Source organism: Rhodococcus sp. ARC_M5, assembly GCF_022810405.1.
Taxonomy (GTDB): domain Bacteria; phylum Actinomycetota; class Actinomycetes; order Mycobacteriales; family Mycobacteriaceae; genus Rhodococcoides; species Rhodococcoides navarretei.
Map to the genome: position 1 here is coordinate 46,392 of NZ_JALGQE010000007.1, position 15,471 is coordinate 61,862.

Sequence of the window (15,471 nt, forward strand, 5' to 3'; positions counted from 1 at the left end):
ATATCACAATGAATACGATTTGCAATAACAACAACTGCACTAACCTGAAGTCATGACGTCGATCGTGCAGGGAGAGTCCGCCGGCAACGAACCGGCTACCGAAGGAGCCGCAACCGTGTCCACGGACTCGACAGTGGAAGCAAGTTCGAGCCACAGGCAGGATCCCGAGCATCCGTTGCACTCGGGCGATCCGTTCGCCGTCGCACCCCCGGCTCACATCCCGCCGAAGGAGACTCTGACTGCGGCGGGAGACATCCTGCGGGCACTCGCGGCGCCGGTACGCATCGCCATCGTGCTGCAGTTGCGCGAGTCCGAGCGGTGCGTTCACGAACTCGTCGTCGCCCTCGGTGTCACGCAACCGTTGATCAGCCAGCACCTGCGGGTACTCAAGGCAGCGGGTGTCGTGCGCGGAGAACGCAACGGACGCGAGGTCCTGTACCGATTGGTCGACGATCACCTCTCCCACATCGTCGTCGACGCCGTGGCCCACGCCGAGGAAGGCCGACACCCGTGACCGACAAGTCCACCGATACCGCCACACCCAGACGACCCGTCGTCGTCGGTGTGCGGGCCACCAAGCAGCGCAGTGCCATCTCGGATCTGCTCGACACCATCGAGGAGTTCAAGTCCGCACAGGATCTGCACGACGAATTGCGCAAGCGCGGTGAGGGCATCGGCCTCACCACCGTGTATCGCACTCTCCAGACCCTCGCCGATGCCGGCACTGTCGACGTGCTCCGCACCGACAACGGGGAGTCCGTCTACCGACGCTGCTCCTCCGGTCATCACCATCACCTGGTGTGCCGTTCGTGTGGTTTCACCGTCGAGGTCGAAGGCCCCACCGTCGAGAAGTGGTCGCAGAGTGTCGCAGAGTCCAACGGCTTCAGCGACGTGAGCCACACGATCGAGATCTTCGGCACCTGCAGTCAGTGCAGTGCTGCCGTTCGGTGAATCCGCTCAGGCGACGGCCTCTGCCACGCGAGGTACCACCGCGTCGATGGCGAACGGAATCGACAGCACCGAGTTGTACGTGATCGCGCCACGCTGATCGGTGGACAACGGAACGATCGCGTCGCCCCGTGCGGCATCGAGCGTTCCGAAGATCGGGTTCTCCGCCACCACGTCGATGTCCTCACCGGTACCGAGATAGAGCACCAGATCCGCGTCGAGCATGGAAATGTTCTCGGCCGAGACCGGAACGAAGAAGTTGGTGCCGTCGTCCTGGGCGCGGATCGATTCCGGGACCTCGAAGCCCAGCGAGGTGACGAACGTCCCCCGCGCATCACCGGGCAGATAAGCGCCGAACTGGCCGTCGTACGGAAGCACCACTGCTGCTGTCTTACCCGCGAACTCGGGATGTTCGTTTCGAACCTGCTCGAGCGCCGCGGTGGTCTGCGTGTTCAACTCCTCGCCGCGGTCGCGTTCACCCATGGCACGAGCAATGGTGTCGGTGGCCACCTCACGATCGACGGCATAAGCGGCCGATCCTGCAGGTCGGGCCACCGTCGGCGCGATGTCACTGAGTTGTGCGTACGTCGCCTCGTCGAAACCCGCATTGAGTCCGGTGATGAGATCCGGTGCCAGAGAGGCGATCAGCTCGAAGTTCGGCTCGGACTCCGAGCCCAGCAGCGTCAACGGCGCGTCACCGACCAACTCGTCGGTCCACGGACCCAGTCCGGTCTCGTAGAACGTGTACCCGGTGTTGCCGACGGGAACGGTGCCGAGCGCGATGACGGCATCGGCGTCGGACACCCCGAGTGTGACGATTCGGGTCGGCTTCTCCGCGATGGTCGTGCTGCCGTAGATGTGATCGATGACGACCGGGAATGCACCGTCGGACGATGGTGCCGCCGAGTCCTCCGGGCTCTCTGTCGAACAGGCCGTCAGAGACACACCGAGGACGATCACCGCCACTGTTGCCGTCAGCATCCGGGTCCACTGCACAGTCATCGCATCCGCCTCTACTCGAAGTAAGTACAGGCAAACCTTATCTGACCGATCAGGGCAGTAGGCCTTCGCGCGCTTTCTCGACTCCGGCCAGCACCAGAATGAGCATCGTCAACATCGCCTCGTCGTCCAGACCGTTCGCTGGAAAGGTGTAGCGCAGCAACACATCCGCGAGCTTGTCGTGGGTGTTGACCGAGATCGCGCCGAACTGCGAATCGGCATTGCGGTCGGCAACCTTCTTGTGCAGAGCTGCCTTGAGCGGCCGGTCCCAGGCCAGAACTGCAGTGAGCGAGAGCACCTCGAGTTCGGGTGAGAGTCGAACCGCACGCAGCGAGCAGAGTGCACCGGCGTAGTCGAAACCGAGCGACCCCTCGTCGCCGAGAGTCACGGTCGCGAACTGTGAGAGCGCAAGCTGGGCACGAGTCTGCAGCGAGAGTCCTTCGGCCGGCATCTCGTTCGCGTTCTCACTCATACTTGACTCCGCCGAACCGTCGGTCTCGCGAAGCGAATTCGATACACGCCTCCCACAGATCCCGACGGTCGAAGTCCGGGAAGAGCTTCTTCTGGAACACGAACTCCGCGTAGGCGGATTGCCAGAGCAGGAAGTTCGACGTTCGCTGCTCCCCCGACGGACGCAGAAACAGATCCACGTCGGGCATGTCCGATTCGTCGAGGTACTTGGCGACGGTCGCCTCGGTGATCTTCTCGGGGTTCAGCTTGCCCGCGGCCACCTGGCGAGCGATTTCCCTTGTAGCATCGGCAATCTCGGCACGGCCACCGTAGTTGACGCACATCGTCAGCGTCATCACGGTGTTGTGCTTCGTCAGCTCCTCGGCCACTTCCAGTTCTTTGATGACACTGCCCCACAACCTCGGTCGACGGCCGGCCCAGCGAACCCGGACGCCCATCTCGTTCATCTCGTCGCGTCGACGACGGATGACGTCGCGATTGAAGCCCATCAGAAACTTGACCTCGTCGGGACTGCGCTTCCAGTTCTCCGTCGAGAAGGCGTATGCCGACAACCACTGAACCCCGATCTCGATGCATCCGCACACGGTGTCCATGAGCACCGCTTCACCCTGCTCGTGCCCAGCGGTCCGCGGCAATCCTCGATCCTGGGCCCACCGACCGTTGCCGTCCATCACCAGCGCGACGTGGCGAGGAATCAATTCGGGCTGCAGGATCGGCGGCCGAGCGCCCGACGGATGCGGATCGGGAGGGCGCACTGCCGACTGTTCGTCAGGCCGGGGTTGCGGCTCTCGTCGTCGAATCACGGTCCCCATCCTGCCCGACGGTGTCGGCGAACACGGAGTCAGGTTGTGCCAGCGGCACCTGATGCGGGTGCGACCGTTCGATGAGCGGAAGCGTGCGCAGCTGTCGTTCCAGATGCCATTGCAGATGCGCCGCCACCAGTCCACTGGCCTGCTTGCGGACGGCATCGGAGGTGGTGACGGTGTAGTCCCACTCTCCCCGCTCGAGCGCAACCATCAGATCGAGAACCCCGGTCGACGGCGTCGCCGATCCCGGCGGCCGGCAATGCACACACACGGCCCCACCGGCCGCGACGTGAAACGCACGGTGCGGCCCTACCGCTGCGCACCGCGCGCAGTCGGTCAGTGCGGGAGCCCATCCGGCGAAACCCATCGCGCGCAGCAGGTACGCGTCGAGCACCAGTTCGGGAGGCCGGATGTGCTGTGCGAGGGCGCGCAGGGCACCGACGGTCAACTGATGCAGCCGCTGCGCGGGTGCATGTTCCTCGCCTGCCAGCCGTTCGGCAGTTTCGAGAACCGCGCAACCGGTGGTGTAGCGACCGTAATCGGCGACGATGTCTCCGCCGAACGCGTCGACTGTGTGCACCTGGGTGACGATGTCGAGGTTGCGACCCGGATAGAGCAGAACGTCGATGTGCGCAAACGGCTCCAGCCGCGCACCGAACTTGGATTTGGTGCGACGAACCCCTTTGGCGACGGCCCGCACGATTCCGTTTTCCCTGGTCAACAACGTGACGATGCGATCGGCCTCACCCAGCTTGTGCTGGCGCAGGACGACTGCGTTGTCACGGTATGGCCTCACGTACTCCAGTGTCCCACGCGCGCAGCGGCGGTGACCGTTCCCGCGCTGACGAGTACTCGATACTGTGCAGGCGTGGATTTCCATCGGTCGACCCTCGTTGCTCAGGCCGCCGCTCTCGCGTCGGGCCGCATCACGTCGGTGCAGGCGGTAACCGCGTCGCTCGATCGGATCGAGAAGAGCCAGCCCGCGCTCAACGCGTTCCGCATCGTGCGCCGCAGCGCCGCCCTCGCCGAGGCAGCCGAGGCGGATCGGCTGCGTTCCACCGGCCACACCGCTCCCCTGCTCGGCGTTCCGATCGCCGTCAAGGACGACGTCGACATCACCGGAGAGCCGACCGCCTTCGGCTGCGCGGGTGACTTTCCGCCGGCCACCGCGGACTCGGAGGTGGTGCGCAGATTGCGTGCTGCCGGAGCCGTCATCGTGGGAAAGACGAACAGTCCCGAACTCGGTCAGTGGCCGTTCACCGGCGGCACCTTCGGGCACACCCGCAATCCGTGGCACCGCGAGCGGACGCCGGGCGGCTCCTCCGGTGGTAGTTCTGCAGCAGTGGCTGCCGAATTGGTCTCTGCTGCATTGGGTTCCGACGGTGCCGGTTCGGTGCGCATCCCGGCATCGTGGACGAATCTCGTGGGGATCAAGCCGCAACGCGGGCGCATATCGTCGTGGCCGGAGCCCGAGGCGTTCAACGGCATCACCGTCATCGGCCCGCTCGCGCGCACGGTGGCCGACGCGGCACTGCTCCTCGATGTGGTCTCGGGTAGTCACGACGGAGATCTGCATCGTCCGATACCGCTGACCGTCTCCGATGCTGTCGGACGCAACCCTGGCTCCCTGCGCATCGCGCTCAGCCTTCGTAAGCCCTTCATCCCGACGCCGGCACCGCTGGATCCGGAGATCGCGGCGGCGGCGTACGAGATGGCCGCGGTGCTGCGATTGCTGGGACACCGAGTGGTCGTGGACGACCCCGCCTACGGAATGCTGTTGGGGCTCAATTTCCTACCCCGCTCACTGGCGGGCGTGGCGACCTGGCTCGATCGACTCCCCGATCCATCTCTCGCCGACCCGAGGACCCGAGCCAACGCCAGGAGCGGCCGGGCTCTCGCCGGAGCGCCGCTGCGCGCAGCACGCGCCGCCGAACCGCGCATCGGGCGTCGAATCGGCCGGTTCTTCGACGAGTACGACATCGTGCTCGCGCCCACGACGGCTACCCCACCGCCGCGGATCGAGGCCATCGACGGCATCTCCAACGCAGACACCGATCGGGTCATCACCGAGCACTGCCCGTACACCTGGCCGTGGAACGTGCTGGGGTGGCCGAGCGTCAACGTGCCCGCAGGATTCACCGCCGGCGGCCTCCCCATCGGCCTGCAGTTGATGGGCCACGAATCCTCGGAGCCACTGCTGGTCTCGGTCGCCGCCCAACTCGAGAACGTCTTGCAGTGGCACCGCAAGCGCCCCGATCCCTGGTGGGCCGATGTGAGCGAAACTTCGTAGCGCACTACGAGGCAGGAGTGGAGCCTGCGGAACGACCGGTGGGGCCAGTCGTGCACGTGCGGCGAAGCCGCTCCGGTCAGAAGCCGAGCTTGCCCATCTGCTTGGGGTCGGTCTGCCAGTCCTTCGCGATCTTGACGTGCAGGTCCAGGTAGATCCTGGTGCCGAGCAACTTCTCGATCTGCAGTCGCGACGCCGTGCCGACCTCTTTGAGTCGTGAACCGCCCTTGCCGATGATGATCGCCTTCTGGCTCGATCGCTCGACGTAGAGGATTGCGTGCACGTCGAGCATGTTGTCGTGGCCCTCGCGGGGCACGACCTCCTCGATGACGACGGCCAACGAGTGGGGCAGCTCGTCCCGGACGCCTTCGAGCGCGGCTTCACGGATGAGCTCGGCCATGAGGATCTCTTCGGGCTCGTCCGTCAATTCGCCGTCGGGGTAAAACGCCGGTCCCGGTGGGAGTTCGGAGGCCAGCAGGTCGACGAGCTTCTCGATCTGCTCGCCCGATTCGGCCGACACCGGGATGACGTGCGAATTCTCGCCGAGCAGCTTCGACAGCGACATCAGCTGCTGTACGACGCGTTCCTTCTTGACCTTGTCGATCTTGGTCACGATCCCGACGAGCGTGGTCTTGGGCGCGATGTGCCGCACCTGTTCGAGGATCCACCGGTCACCGGGCCCGATCTTCTCGTCCGCGGGGATGCAGAGTCCGATGACGTCGACCTCGGAGTAGGTGTCCTGCACCAGATCGTTGAGGCGTTGCCCCAGCAGCGTTCTCGGTCGGTGCAGGCCCGGGGTGTCGACCAGGATCAGCTGGGCGTGCTCGCGGTGCACGATGCCGCGAATGGTGTGCCGCGTCGTCTGGGGACGCGAGGACGTGATGGCGATCTTCGATCCCACCAGTGCATTGGTCAGTGTGGACTTGCCGGTGTTGGGTCGGCCTACGAAACAGACGAATCCGGATCGGAACTCACCGTTGTTCTGCTCGGACAAGAGCACCTCCAGATTTCAGTGTTGGCGAGTGGCGTCGGACGAGTCGTCGTCCTCGGTGGATTCTTCGTCGGGTTCGATCTTTTCGACCAGCACCGTGGTGATGCGGACGCGCCCCTTGGGGTCGGCTCCGCCTTCGCCGCGCAGCAGCAGTCCGTGGGTGATCACCTGCGATCCGGGCAACGGTACTCGGCCGAGTTCGTAGCCGAGGAGTCCGCCGACGGTGTCGACTTCCTCGGATTCGATCTCGATGTCGAAGATCTCGCCGAGGTCCTCGAGTGGCACCCGGGAGGACAATCGATAGCGCCCGTCGTCGAGTTCCTCGATGGGGGCAACCTCGTCGGAGTCGTATTCGTCCGCGATCTCGCCGACGATTTCCTCGATGACGTCCTCGATGGTCACCAGGCCCGCAATGCCTCCGTACTCGTCGACGAGCAGAGCCATGTGGTTGCGATCGCGCTGCATCTCGGCGAGCAGACTGTCCAGCGCCTTGGAATCGGGAACGAAGACGGCCGGACGCATCAACTCGGACACCTGCACTCCGCGGCCACCGTCGGTGGAGTAGTACGTCTGCTGCACAAGGTCTTTGAGGTACACGACGCCGACGACATCGTCCACGTTCTCCCCGATCACCGGGATGCGGGAGTGTCCGCTGCGCACGGCCAACGACGTGGCCTGGCCCGCCGACTTGTCCGACTCGATCCACACCATCTCGGGGCGCGGGACCATGACCTCACGGGCGGAGGTGTCACCGAGCTCGAACACCGACTGGATCATCCGCCGTTCGTCGTCGGCCACGACGCCGCGTTCGCGAGCCATGTCCACCAGTTCTCGGAGTTCTATCTCGGAGGCGAAGGGGCCGTTGCGAAATCCCTTACCTGGGGTGATCGCGTTACCGATGAGGATGAGCAGTCTGCTGATCGGGCCGAGGAGCCACCCGAGCGCGCGTAGCGGCAACGCGGCCGCCAACGCGATCGAGTACGCGTTCTGCCGCCCGAGGGTTCGCGGACCGACACCGATCACGACGTAACTGACCAGCACCATGGCCACCGCGCTGATCAGCAAGGCCGTGGTGGAGTCGATCAGCTGTGTCAGACCACCCGCGAGCAACACGGTGCCGCCGATCTCGCACAGGATGCGCAGCAGCACCATCAGATTGACGTAGCGCGGGCGGTCGCCGACCACGACGACGAGGCCGGTGGCACCGGGCCGCTCGTCTTTGACCATGTCGTCGATGCGCGCCCGCGAGACCGTGTTCAGTGCAGAGTCGACCGCAGCGAACAGGCCTCCGAGAGGGACGAGAAGGACGGCGAAGACGATGAGCGCAACAGCACTGCTCACGCGCTACGACCCCGTACTTCCAGCTGTTCGACGACGCAGATCATCGATCGTGTCCGTCGACGAAACCGGCCTTGCCGAGGAGCCGGGCATCGCGGGCGGCCTGTTCGGCGGCCTGCTCCGCTCGCCTGGCATCCTCGTACCATTCGGCGAGCAGACGGTTCTGCAGCTCGAACATCTCCTTCTCTTCGTCCGGCTCGGCATGGTCGTAACCCAGCAGGTGCAGTACACCGTGCACGGTCAACAACGCCAGCTCGTGCTCGAGCGAATGGCCTGCCGCAGCAGCCTGATCCGCGGCGAACGACGGGCACAGCACGATGTCGCCGAGCATCGCCGGTCCGGGCTCGGGGGCGTCGGGACGACCGCCCGGCTCCAGCTCGTCCATCGGGAACGACATCACGTCGGTGGGGCCGGGCAGATCCATCCACCGCATGTGCAGATCGGCCATCGTGGCGGAATCCACCAGCACCATCGACAGCTCCGCGGCGGGATGCACGTCCATGCCGGCGATCGCGAACCGTGCGACCGAGACCAGCTCGGGTTCGGAGATGTCCATCCCCGACTCGTTGGACACTTCGATACTCATCTAGCCACTACCCACGCTCTCGTTGCCTGCATCTGTCGGTCCGTCTGCCTGAATCATCTTCTCGCCGAACGCGGTCCACCGGTGCGGCGTTGCGCGCGGTTGGGAATGACGCCTTCCGACGTCGACTCGAACCGCTCGTACGCGTCGACGATCTCCGAGACCAAGCGGTGCCGCACCACGTCGCTGCTGGTGAGCTGCGCGAAGTGGATGTCGTCGACGTCGGTCAGGATCTCGGACGCCGCACGCAGTCCGGATCGCGCACCTCCCGGAAGGTCGACCTGGGTCACGTCACCCGTGACGACGATCTTCGATCCGAATCCGAGTCGAGTCAGGAACATCTTCATCTGCTCGGCGGTGGTGTTCTGCGCTTCGTCGAGGATGATGAACGCGTCGTTGAGTGTGCGACCACGCATGTACGCAAGGGGCGCGACCTCGATGACCCCGGCCTGCATCAGCTTAGGGATCGCTTCGTCGTCCATCATGTCGTGCAGCGCATCGTGCAGTGGGCGCAGATAGGGGTCGATCTTCTCGTGCAGGGTTCCGGGGAGGAAGCCGAGCCGCTCCCCCGCTTCCACGGCCGGACGCGTCAGGATGATGCGACTGACCTGTTTGGTCTGCAATGCCTGGACGGCCTTCGCCATCGCGAGGTACGTCTTTCCGGTACCCGCGGGCCCGATACCGAACACGATGGTGTTGGCGTCGATCGCATCCACGTATCGCTTCTGATTCAGAGTCTTCGGCCGAATCGTCTTACCGCGGCGCGAGAGGATGTCCAGGCTCAGCACCTCGGCCGGAGAATCGGCCACGCCCTCGGTGAGCATGGCTATCGATCGGCGCACCGCATCGGGAGTCAGTGGCTGAGCGCGCTTGGCCAGCGCGGCCAACTCGGAGATCACCCGTTCGGCCAGCGCCACATCCGCCACTTTTCCGGTGAGCGTCACGGCGTTTCCTCGTACGTGGATATCTGCCGTCAGCATCTGCTCGAGCGCCCGCAGGTTCTCGTCGGACTGTCCCAGCAGTGGCATCACTGCTTCGGGGGCGAGTTCCAAAGTGGACCGAACGTCACGCTCGGCGGGAAGTTCGCTGTGTTCACTCACGTGGTGGCTATGGCCTGCTCTCTGGTGTCGGCTTCTCGGACGTGCACTCGCTACGGATCGAGTTTAACGCCGCAGGGACGATGCGCATTCCCATTACTTGCTGGTGGCACCGATCACGGCATCGAGCGAGAGCGCCCAACACCGGGAATCGGGATCGAGGAAGGCGAAGTGGTCCTCGCCCGGAACGATCGCCAGCTCCGCGTCGTCCCCGGCGGCGCGCGCCAGCGCGACGTACCGTTCGCTCTGCGCCGCCGGAACCTGGATGTCCTCGGATCCGTGCAGGGCGATCGTCCGGATGCCGATGGGTACACGCGCGGCCGGCGAGGCCGATCGGTACAGGTCGGGATCGTCCTCGTACCGGGCCTGCAACAGCGCCTCGACCGCCGGGTTGGTGCGTCCCGACGCACCGCGCGGTTCGAGATCGAGAACGCCGGCCTGCGAGACGATGCGCGACGGGCGGACCTTCGTGCCGGTCTCACCGCCGAGCCACACTGCCAGGTGGCCTCCAGCGGAGTGCCCGATGACGCGCACGTCGTCGACACCGACCGGGGCGTGCTGCTGCAGTTCCCCGGCGACCACGTCGAGTGCCGCGGTCACATCGGACTGCATTTCCGGCCAGTGCCCGCCTGCGCCGACGCGTCGATACTCGATGTTCCACGCCACCGCGCCGGCTCCGGCGACGGCCCGGGCGAACTGGGTGCCCAGATTGGATCCGTACTGACCGCTCCAGAACCCACCGTGCACCACCACGACCACCGGCGTCGTGTCCTCCATCGGCTCGGCCGGCAGGTAGAGGTGCCCGAACTGCTCCGGGTGCTCGCCGTAGGCGATCTTGATTCGCGCGCTCATGCGTTCTCGAAGTCCGGCGGAAGTTGCGTCCACCGCGAGGTCAGGACGCCCAGCGCGCCGAGGGCCACGGCTCCCGCCGTAGAGGTCCGCAGCACCGTCGGACCGAGAACCACCGGGGTTGCACCCGCCTCGGTCAGAGCGGTGACCTCCCTGTCGTCGAGCCCGCCTTCGGGTCCGACGATGATCGCGACCTCGGGCACCGAGGCGAACGGCAGGTCCCGAAACGACGTGGTGGCCGCCTCGTGCAGCACGGCGACGATTCCGCCGCGCTCCACGACGCCGCGCACGAGGGCGTAGATCTCTCGCGAATCCTGCAGCTCGGAGACCTCGGGGATGTAGGCCCGACGCGATTGCTTGGCCGCCTCCGACGCGGTACTGCGCCACTTCGCGACGCCCTTGGCTGCCTTCGGGCCCTCCCACCGTGCGACGCAGCGAGCCGACTGCCAGGGCACGACGGCATCGACGCCCGCCTCGGTGGCCAGCTCGACCGCCAACTCCGACCGATCCGCCTTCGGCAATGCCTGCACGAGGGTCACGGCCGGAGTGGGACGCGGCATCTCGCTGCGCGAGTGCACGGTCAGTTCCAGTCGATTCTTCTCCGCGGCGACGACGACCGCGTCGGCCAAGCCACCTGCTCCGTCACCGAGCAACACCCGCTCACCGACGCGGATGCGTCGCACGGTCGCGGCATGGTGCCCTTCCTTGCCGTCGAGCACCGCCAACTCTCCGACGTTCGGCAGGGGCGAGAGATAGAAGACCGTGGGGGCCATCGATCAGCGACCGCTGAATGCTTCCCGCAACCGCGAGAACAGGCCGCCGCTGTGCGCGGAACCGGTGGTGACGACCTCCGCCGAGTCGCGGTCGCGCATCGACCTGAGCTGTTCGAGCAGATGGGTCTGCTTGCTGTCGAGCTTGGTCGGCACGATGACCTCGAGGTGCGCGTGCAGATCGCCACGAATGCCCGACCGCAGCTTGGGCATTCCGTGACCACGCAGTACCGTCGTCGAATTCGGTTGCGTGCCTTGTTCGATCGAGATCTCGGTGGGTCCGTCGATGATCGCATCGATGTTGACCGAGGTGCCGAGGGCGGCGTCGACCATCGGGACGCGGACGGTGCAGTGCAGATCGTCACCGTCGCGCACGAACACCTCGTGCTGCTGTTCGACGATCTCCACGTACAGGTCTCCCGCGGGTCCGCCGCCGGGACCGACTTCGCCCTGCGATGCCAGTCGGATCCGCATGCCGTTGCTCACGCCGACCGGCACCTTGACCGAGATGTCGCGACGCGACCGGACGCGACCGTCGCCACCGCATTTGCGGCAGGGGTCGGGGATGGTCTCGCCTGCACCGCGGCAGGTGGGGCAAGGACGGCTGGTCATGACCTGGCCGAGGAACGAGCGCTGCACCGACTGCACTTCTCCGGCACCGCCGCAGGTGTCGCAGCGAACCGGCTTGGAGTCGCCGTTGGTACCCGAGCCGGTGCACAGGTCGCACAGGATCGCGGTGTCGACGGTGATGTGCTTGGTCACGCCGGTGGCGCACTCGTCGAGGGTGAGCTTGGTCCGCAGCAGTGAATCCGCTCCCGGCTGTACTCGGCCCTTCGGCCCGCGCTGGGAGCCGCCCGCGCCCCCGCCGAAGAACGCCTCGAACACATCTCCCAGGCCGCCGCCGAATCCGGCTCCACCGAATCCACCGCCGCCGCCTCCGCCGCCCTGCTGCAGCGGGTCGCCGCCCAGGTCGACGATGCGACGCTTCTCCGGATCGGACAGCACCTCGTACGCGGTGGAGATCTCCTTGAACCGGGCCTGCGCGGCCTCGTCCGGGTTGACGTCCGGGTGCAGTTCTCGCGCCAGTTTGCGGTAGGCGCGCTTGATCTCCTGGTCCGTCGCCTGCTGGCCGACGCCCAAACTCCCGTAATAATCCCGTGCCACGTCGTCTCTTTCGTCCTAGAAGATGAATCTCGTTCGTTGCTGCTGTGTGCGGCCGCCCATGCCCCGCGGCCGTCGATCGATTCGGTTCTCGCTCGTCTCAGCGTTCGGCCAGGACCTCGCCGATGTACCTGGCAACCGCAGCGACCGACGCAATTGTTCCTGGGTAGTCCATTCGGGTCGGCCCGAGAACACCCATTCCTCCGAGGACCATGCCAGCCGACCCGTATCCGGTGGAAATCACCGACGTCCCACGCATTTCCTCGACCTGCGTTTCCTCGCCGATCCGCACTGTCACGGTGCGGGTGTCCTGCGTCACGGCGAGCAGTTTGAGCACCACCACTTGCTCTTCCAGCGCCTCGAGTACCGCCCTGAGCGATCCGGGAAACCCCGCGTCGCCGGCGAAGTCCGCCGCGTTGCGCGTCAAGTTCGCCGTACCGCCGAGAACCAGACGTTCTTCGGGATGCTCGACGAGCGATTCCACCAGCACCGTTGCCGAGCGAATCATGGCGTCTCGTAGCGCGGGTGGCGCGTTCTCGGCGAGTTCGGCCACTGCGGCCGATGCTGCCGCCAGCCGCTTGCCCTCGAGCGCGCCGCCGAGCAGACGCCGCAGCTGCGCCAGATTCTCGTCGTCGATCACATCACCGAGTTCGACGATGCGCTGATCGACGCGACCCGAGTCGGTGATCAGCACCAGCAGCAGCCGAGCCGGGGTGAGCGCTACCACTTCCAGGTGGCGCACCGAGGACGCCGACAGCGTGGGGTACTGGACCACGGCGACCTGACGGGTCAACTGAGCCAGCAACCGGACGCCGCGTCGCAACACGTCGTCCAGGTCGACGCCGTTCTCGAGAAACTCCAGGATGGCGCGACGCTCGGCCGCGGAGAGCGGCTTGACGTCGGCAATCCGATCGACGAACTGCCGGTAGCCCTTGTCGGTCGGCACCCGGCCGGAACTGGTGTGCGGCTGGGCGATGTACCCCTCGGCCTCGAGTACGGCCATGTCGTTGCGCACTGTCGCACTGGACACTCCGAGGCTGTGACGCTCGACCAGGGCACGTGAACCGACCGGTTCCTGGGTGGACACGTAGTCCGCCACGATCGCTCGTAGAACCTCGAACCGCCTGTCGTCGGTGCTCGACATCGGTGCCCACCTCCGTTCTCGTTTCCAATCGTCGCTCGAGTCTAGTAGCCGGCGAACGCATGCTCGTGCAAGGCCTTACTGTGGTCCGAGTGGAAACTGTCTTTCGATTCGACCCAGCGGCCACGGGCTCGCGATGATCTTCAAAGGTGTGCGTGACGGAAAGCCGTACCCCGAGCACGGTCTGTCCATCAGAGACTGGTCGAGAATCCCGCCACGGCAGCTGCGTCTGGACGAGATCGTCACCACCACCAAGGTGCTCGAGCTCGACAGGTTGCTGTCCGAGGACTCCACCTTCTACGGCGATCTGTTCCCTCATGCGGTGCAGTTCCGTGGTGTCGTCTATCTCGAGGACGGCTTGCACCGCGCAGTGCGTGCGGCTCTGCGCAATCGAACAGTGTTGCACGCCAGGGTGTTCGACTACGACGCCCTCGGCGCCTGAGGGTACGGAGGCCCGAGAACCGCGGCACCGGACAGATCGGTCAGGCGGCTGCGATACTGCGCACCACCGCGTCGGCCAGCAATCGGCCGCGATCGGTGAGCACGAGCCGTTCCCCGCGGCGCACCATCAACCCGTCCGTCACACTCTGCTCGGCGGCAGCGCGCTCGGCCGGCCCCAGCAGAGCCATCGGCACTCCCGAGCGGAGCCGCACGGTCAACATCAGCTCCTCCAGGTGTCTGTCCTCGGCGCTGAGCAGTTCGCTGCCGTGCACCGGTAGGTGGCCTGCGGCGAGCCGATCGGCGTACGCGGCCGGGTGCTTGACGTTCCAGAACCGGGTGCCACCGATGTGGCTGTGTGCACCGGGTCCCGCGCCCCACCAGTCGCCGCCGTCCCAGTAACCGATGTTGTGACGGCACTGCGCCGCAGCGTCGGTGGCCCAGTTCGACACCTCGTACCAGGACAGGCCCGCGGCGTTCAACGCCGTGTCGATGCGTTCGTATCGGCTCGCCAGTACGTCGTCGTCGGGTGCCGGCAGCTCACCGCGTCGAACCTTGCGTGCCATGGCGGTGCCGTCCTCGACGATCAGTGCGTAGGCCGAGACGTGGTCGACGCCTGCCTCGAGCACCGCGGCGAGAGACTGATCGAGGTCGCTGTCTCGCTCGCCAGGGGTGCCGTAGATGAGGTCGAGGTTGACGTGCTCGAACCCGGCCGCGCGAGCCTCCTTGGCCGCAGCGACCGCGCGACCCGGTGTGTGGGTGCGATCGAGCACGGCGAGCACATGTGGTGCAGCGGACTGCATTCCGAGCGAAATTCGAGTGAAGCCCGAGTCTCGGAGCCGGTCGAAGAATTCCGGCGACGTCGATTCCGGGTTGGATTCGGTGGTCACCTCGCCGCCGTCGGTCACACCGAAACTGGACCGGACCGCACCCAGGACGTCGGCCAGACCGTCGCCCCCGAGCAGTGACGGTGTGCCGCCGCCGACGAAGACGGTGTCCGCCGTCGGCACGCGACCCGTACCGGCCTGGATCAGCCCCGCCGCGGTGTCGAGTTCGCGTCGCAGGCCCTCCAACCAGGATTGCGGAGACGCCGACGTTCCCAATTCACCCGCCGTGTAGGTGTTGAAGTCGCAGTACCCGCACCGAGTGGCGCAGAACGGAACGTGCACGTAGATCCCGAACGCCCGATCCCCCACCCCGTCGAATGCCTCGACCGGCAGCTCGAAGGTGGACGGGACGGGCACGACGGTATTCACGATCTCCAGTCTCCCAGAGTCCAGGTCCGCCCGATCCCACTCGCCCTGCCAGCCTATTCACCGCAAAATCGGGGTAAATAGCCGCCGCGGTCGTCTGTCGCCCCGATGACGTGGCACAATGGCTCCCGTGACCGACTCAGGAATTCGACTCGTGGCGCGCCGCCATGTCGATCTCGGCCGTGTCTGCAGTGCGTCGTGTCGACACACGACCGGCTGCTGACCAGCCCTCCTTCGAGCACGTCCATTCGATCCACCGGTTCCCCACTGTCCTCGAGAGCGCAATCGCCTGCGCTGTCGTCCCGGGTACCGGCCAGCACACAGATGCAGGAGCAATGC

The 15,471-nt window shown here is 65.9% G+C and carries 17 protein-coding genes; 4 read left to right on the forward strand and 13 right to left on the reverse strand.

Annotation, left to right across the window (positions count from 1 at the left end):
• Positions 1-52 precede the first annotated feature (52 nt).
• Both MTX34_RS12785 and MTX34_RS12790 read left to right on the forward strand, forming a co-directional pair.
• On the forward strand, positions 53-514 hold the full coding sequence (locus MTX34_RS12785) for a metalloregulator ArsR/SmtB family transcription factor (RefSeq protein ID WP_243594008.1): 462 nt from the start codon (positions 53-55) through the stop codon (positions 512-514).
• Entirely contained in the window at positions 511-951 is a 441-nt protein-coding gene (locus tag MTX34_RS12790) for a Fur family transcriptional regulator (RefSeq protein WP_243594009.1), read from the forward strand. The genes MTX34_RS12785 and MTX34_RS12790 overlap by 4 nt, the downstream gene beginning before the upstream one ends.
• A 6-nt stretch (positions 952-957) precedes the next feature.
• Here the strand turns inward: MTX34_RS12790 and MTX34_RS12795 are convergent, their stop codons facing one another.
• The 4 genes from MTX34_RS12795 to recO are packed head-to-tail and all read right to left on the reverse strand — an operon-like array spanning position 958 to position 4,020.
• Positions 958-1,950: an iron-siderophore ABC transporter substrate-binding protein gene (locus MTX34_RS12795; RefSeq protein ID WP_243594010.1), complete on the reverse strand. Its 993-nt coding sequence runs from the start codon at positions 1,948-1,950 to the stop codon at positions 958-960.
• A gap of 49 nt (positions 1,951-1,999) precedes the next feature.
• Positions 2,000-2,419 (reverse strand): hypothetical protein, encoded by a 420-nt coding sequence (locus tag MTX34_RS12800; protein WP_374230241.1) that lies wholly within the window; start codon positions 2,417-2,419, stop codon positions 2,000-2,002.
• The gene (locus MTX34_RS12805; RefSeq protein ID WP_243594011.1) at positions 2,412-3,230 is read right to left on the reverse strand and encodes an isoprenyl transferase; all 819 of its coding nucleotides are present in this window, start codon (positions 3,228-3,230) and stop codon (positions 2,412-2,414) included. The genes MTX34_RS12800 and MTX34_RS12805 overlap by 8 nt, the downstream gene beginning before the upstream one ends.
• Positions 3,187-4,020 (reverse strand): DNA repair protein RecO, encoded by an 834-nt coding sequence (gene recO / locus MTX34_RS12810; RefSeq protein ID WP_243594012.1) that lies wholly within the window; start codon positions 4,018-4,020, stop codon positions 3,187-3,189. The genes MTX34_RS12805 and recO overlap by 44 nt, the downstream gene beginning before the upstream one ends.
• Positions 4,021-4,092: 72 nt before the next feature.
• Here recO and MTX34_RS12815 point away from each other — a divergent pair, with 72 nt between their 5' ends.
• A complete protein-coding gene (locus MTX34_RS12815) occupies positions 4,093-5,514 on the forward strand; it encodes an amidase (protein WP_243594013.1) in 1,422 nt (473 codons plus the stop codon).
• A 76-nt stretch (positions 5,515-5,590) separates the two neighbouring features.
• On the opposite strand, the gene era is transcribed toward MTX34_RS12815, so the two are convergent.
• From era to hrcA, 8 genes are all read right to left on the reverse strand, one after another.
• Positions 5,591-6,505, reverse strand: coding sequence for a GTPase Era (gene era / locus MTX34_RS12820; RefSeq protein ID WP_243594014.1), 915 nt, complete (start codon positions 6,503-6,505; stop codon positions 5,591-5,593).
• A gap of 15 nt (positions 6,506-6,520) precedes the next feature.
• On the reverse strand, positions 6,521-7,843 hold the full coding sequence (locus MTX34_RS12825; RefSeq protein ID WP_243594015.1) for a hemolysin family protein: 1,323 nt from the start codon (positions 7,841-7,843) through the stop codon (positions 6,521-6,523).
• Positions 7,844-7,883: 40 nt separating this feature from the next.
• The gene (gene ybeY, locus MTX34_RS12830) at positions 7,884-8,426 is read right to left on the reverse strand and encodes an rRNA maturation RNase YbeY (RefSeq protein ID WP_243594016.1); all 543 of its coding nucleotides are present in this window, start codon (positions 8,424-8,426) and stop codon (positions 7,884-7,886) included.
• Between the two features lie 53 nt (positions 8,427-8,479).
• Positions 8,480-9,523: a PhoH family protein gene (locus MTX34_RS12835; protein WP_243609679.1), complete on the reverse strand. Its 1,044-nt coding sequence runs from the start codon at positions 9,521-9,523 to the stop codon at positions 8,480-8,482.
• 93 nt (positions 9,524-9,616) lie between these two features.
• Positions 9,617-10,372, reverse strand: a complete 756-nt coding sequence (locus MTX34_RS12840; RefSeq protein ID WP_243594017.1) for a S9 family peptidase — start codon at positions 10,370-10,372, stop codon at positions 9,617-9,619.
• Positions 10,369-11,142 (reverse strand): 16S rRNA (uracil(1498)-N(3))-methyltransferase, encoded by a 774-nt coding sequence (locus tag MTX34_RS12845; RefSeq protein WP_243594018.1) that lies wholly within the window; start codon positions 11,140-11,142, stop codon positions 10,369-10,371. Before MTX34_RS12845 ends, MTX34_RS12840 begins: the two co-directional genes overlap by 4 nt.
• Before the next feature lie 3 nt (positions 11,143-11,145).
• Positions 11,146-12,303 carry a molecular chaperone DnaJ gene (gene dnaJ / locus MTX34_RS12850; RefSeq protein ID WP_243594019.1) on the reverse strand — a complete coding sequence of 386 codons (1,158 nt, stop codon included), beginning with the start codon at positions 12,301-12,303 and terminating at the stop codon, positions 11,146-11,148.
• 97 nt (positions 12,304-12,400) lie between these two features.
• Positions 12,401-13,444, reverse strand: coding sequence for a heat-inducible transcriptional repressor HrcA (gene hrcA, locus MTX34_RS12855; RefSeq protein WP_243594020.1), 1,044 nt, complete (start codon positions 13,442-13,444; stop codon positions 12,401-12,403).
• Positions 13,445-13,577: 133 nt separating this feature from the next.
• Between hrcA and MTX34_RS12860 the strand changes: the two genes are divergently transcribed.
• Positions 13,578-13,883, forward strand: a complete 306-nt coding sequence (locus MTX34_RS12860) for a type II toxin-antitoxin system VapB family antitoxin (protein ID WP_243594021.1) — start codon at positions 13,578-13,580, stop codon at positions 13,881-13,883.
• Between the two features lie 40 nt (positions 13,884-13,923).
• Here the strand turns inward: MTX34_RS12860 and hemW are convergent, their stop codons facing one another.
• Positions 13,924-15,135 carry a radical SAM family heme chaperone HemW gene (gene hemW / locus MTX34_RS12865; protein ID WP_243609680.1) on the reverse strand — a complete coding sequence of 404 codons (1,212 nt, stop codon included), beginning with the start codon at positions 15,133-15,135 and terminating at the stop codon, positions 13,924-13,926.
• Positions 15,136-15,471: the final 336 nt, after the last annotated feature.

Excerpts from the sequence above, each read along its gene's own strand:
- MTX34_RS12800 (WP_374230241.1), bottom strand. The coding sequence starts at position 2,419 with ATGAGTGAGAACGCGAACGAGATGCCGGCCGAAGGACTCTCGCTGCAG.
- MTX34_RS12795 (WP_243594010.1), bottom strand. The coding sequence starts at position 1,950 with ATGACTGTGCAGTGGACCCGGATGCTGACGGCAACAGTGGCGGTGATC.
- MTX34_RS12845 (WP_243594018.1), bottom strand. The coding sequence starts at position 11,142 with ATGGCCCCCACGGTCTTCTATCTCTCGCCCCTGCCGAACGTCGGAGAG.
- hrcA (WP_243594020.1), bottom strand. The coding sequence starts at position 13,444 with ATGTCGAGCACCGACGACAGGCGGTTCGAGGTTCTACGAGCGATCGTG.
- MTX34_RS12840 (WP_243594017.1), bottom strand. The coding sequence starts at position 10,372 with ATGAGCGCGCGAATCAAGATCGCCTACGGCGAGCACCCGGAGCAGTTC.
- ybeY (WP_243594016.1), bottom strand. The coding sequence starts at position 8,426 with ATGAGTATCGAAGTGTCCAACGAGTCGGGGATGGACATCTCCGAACCC.
- MTX34_RS12860 (WP_243594021.1), top strand. The coding sequence starts at position 13,578 with ATGATCTTCAAAGGTGTGCGTGACGGAAAGCCGTACCCCGAGCACGGT.
- MTX34_RS12805 (WP_243594011.1), bottom strand. The coding sequence starts at position 3,230 with ATGGGGACCGTGATTCGACGACGAGAGCCGCAACCCCGGCCTGACGAA.
- MTX34_RS12785 (WP_243594008.1), top strand. The coding sequence starts at position 53 with ATGACGTCGATCGTGCAGGGAGAGTCCGCCGGCAACGAACCGGCTACC.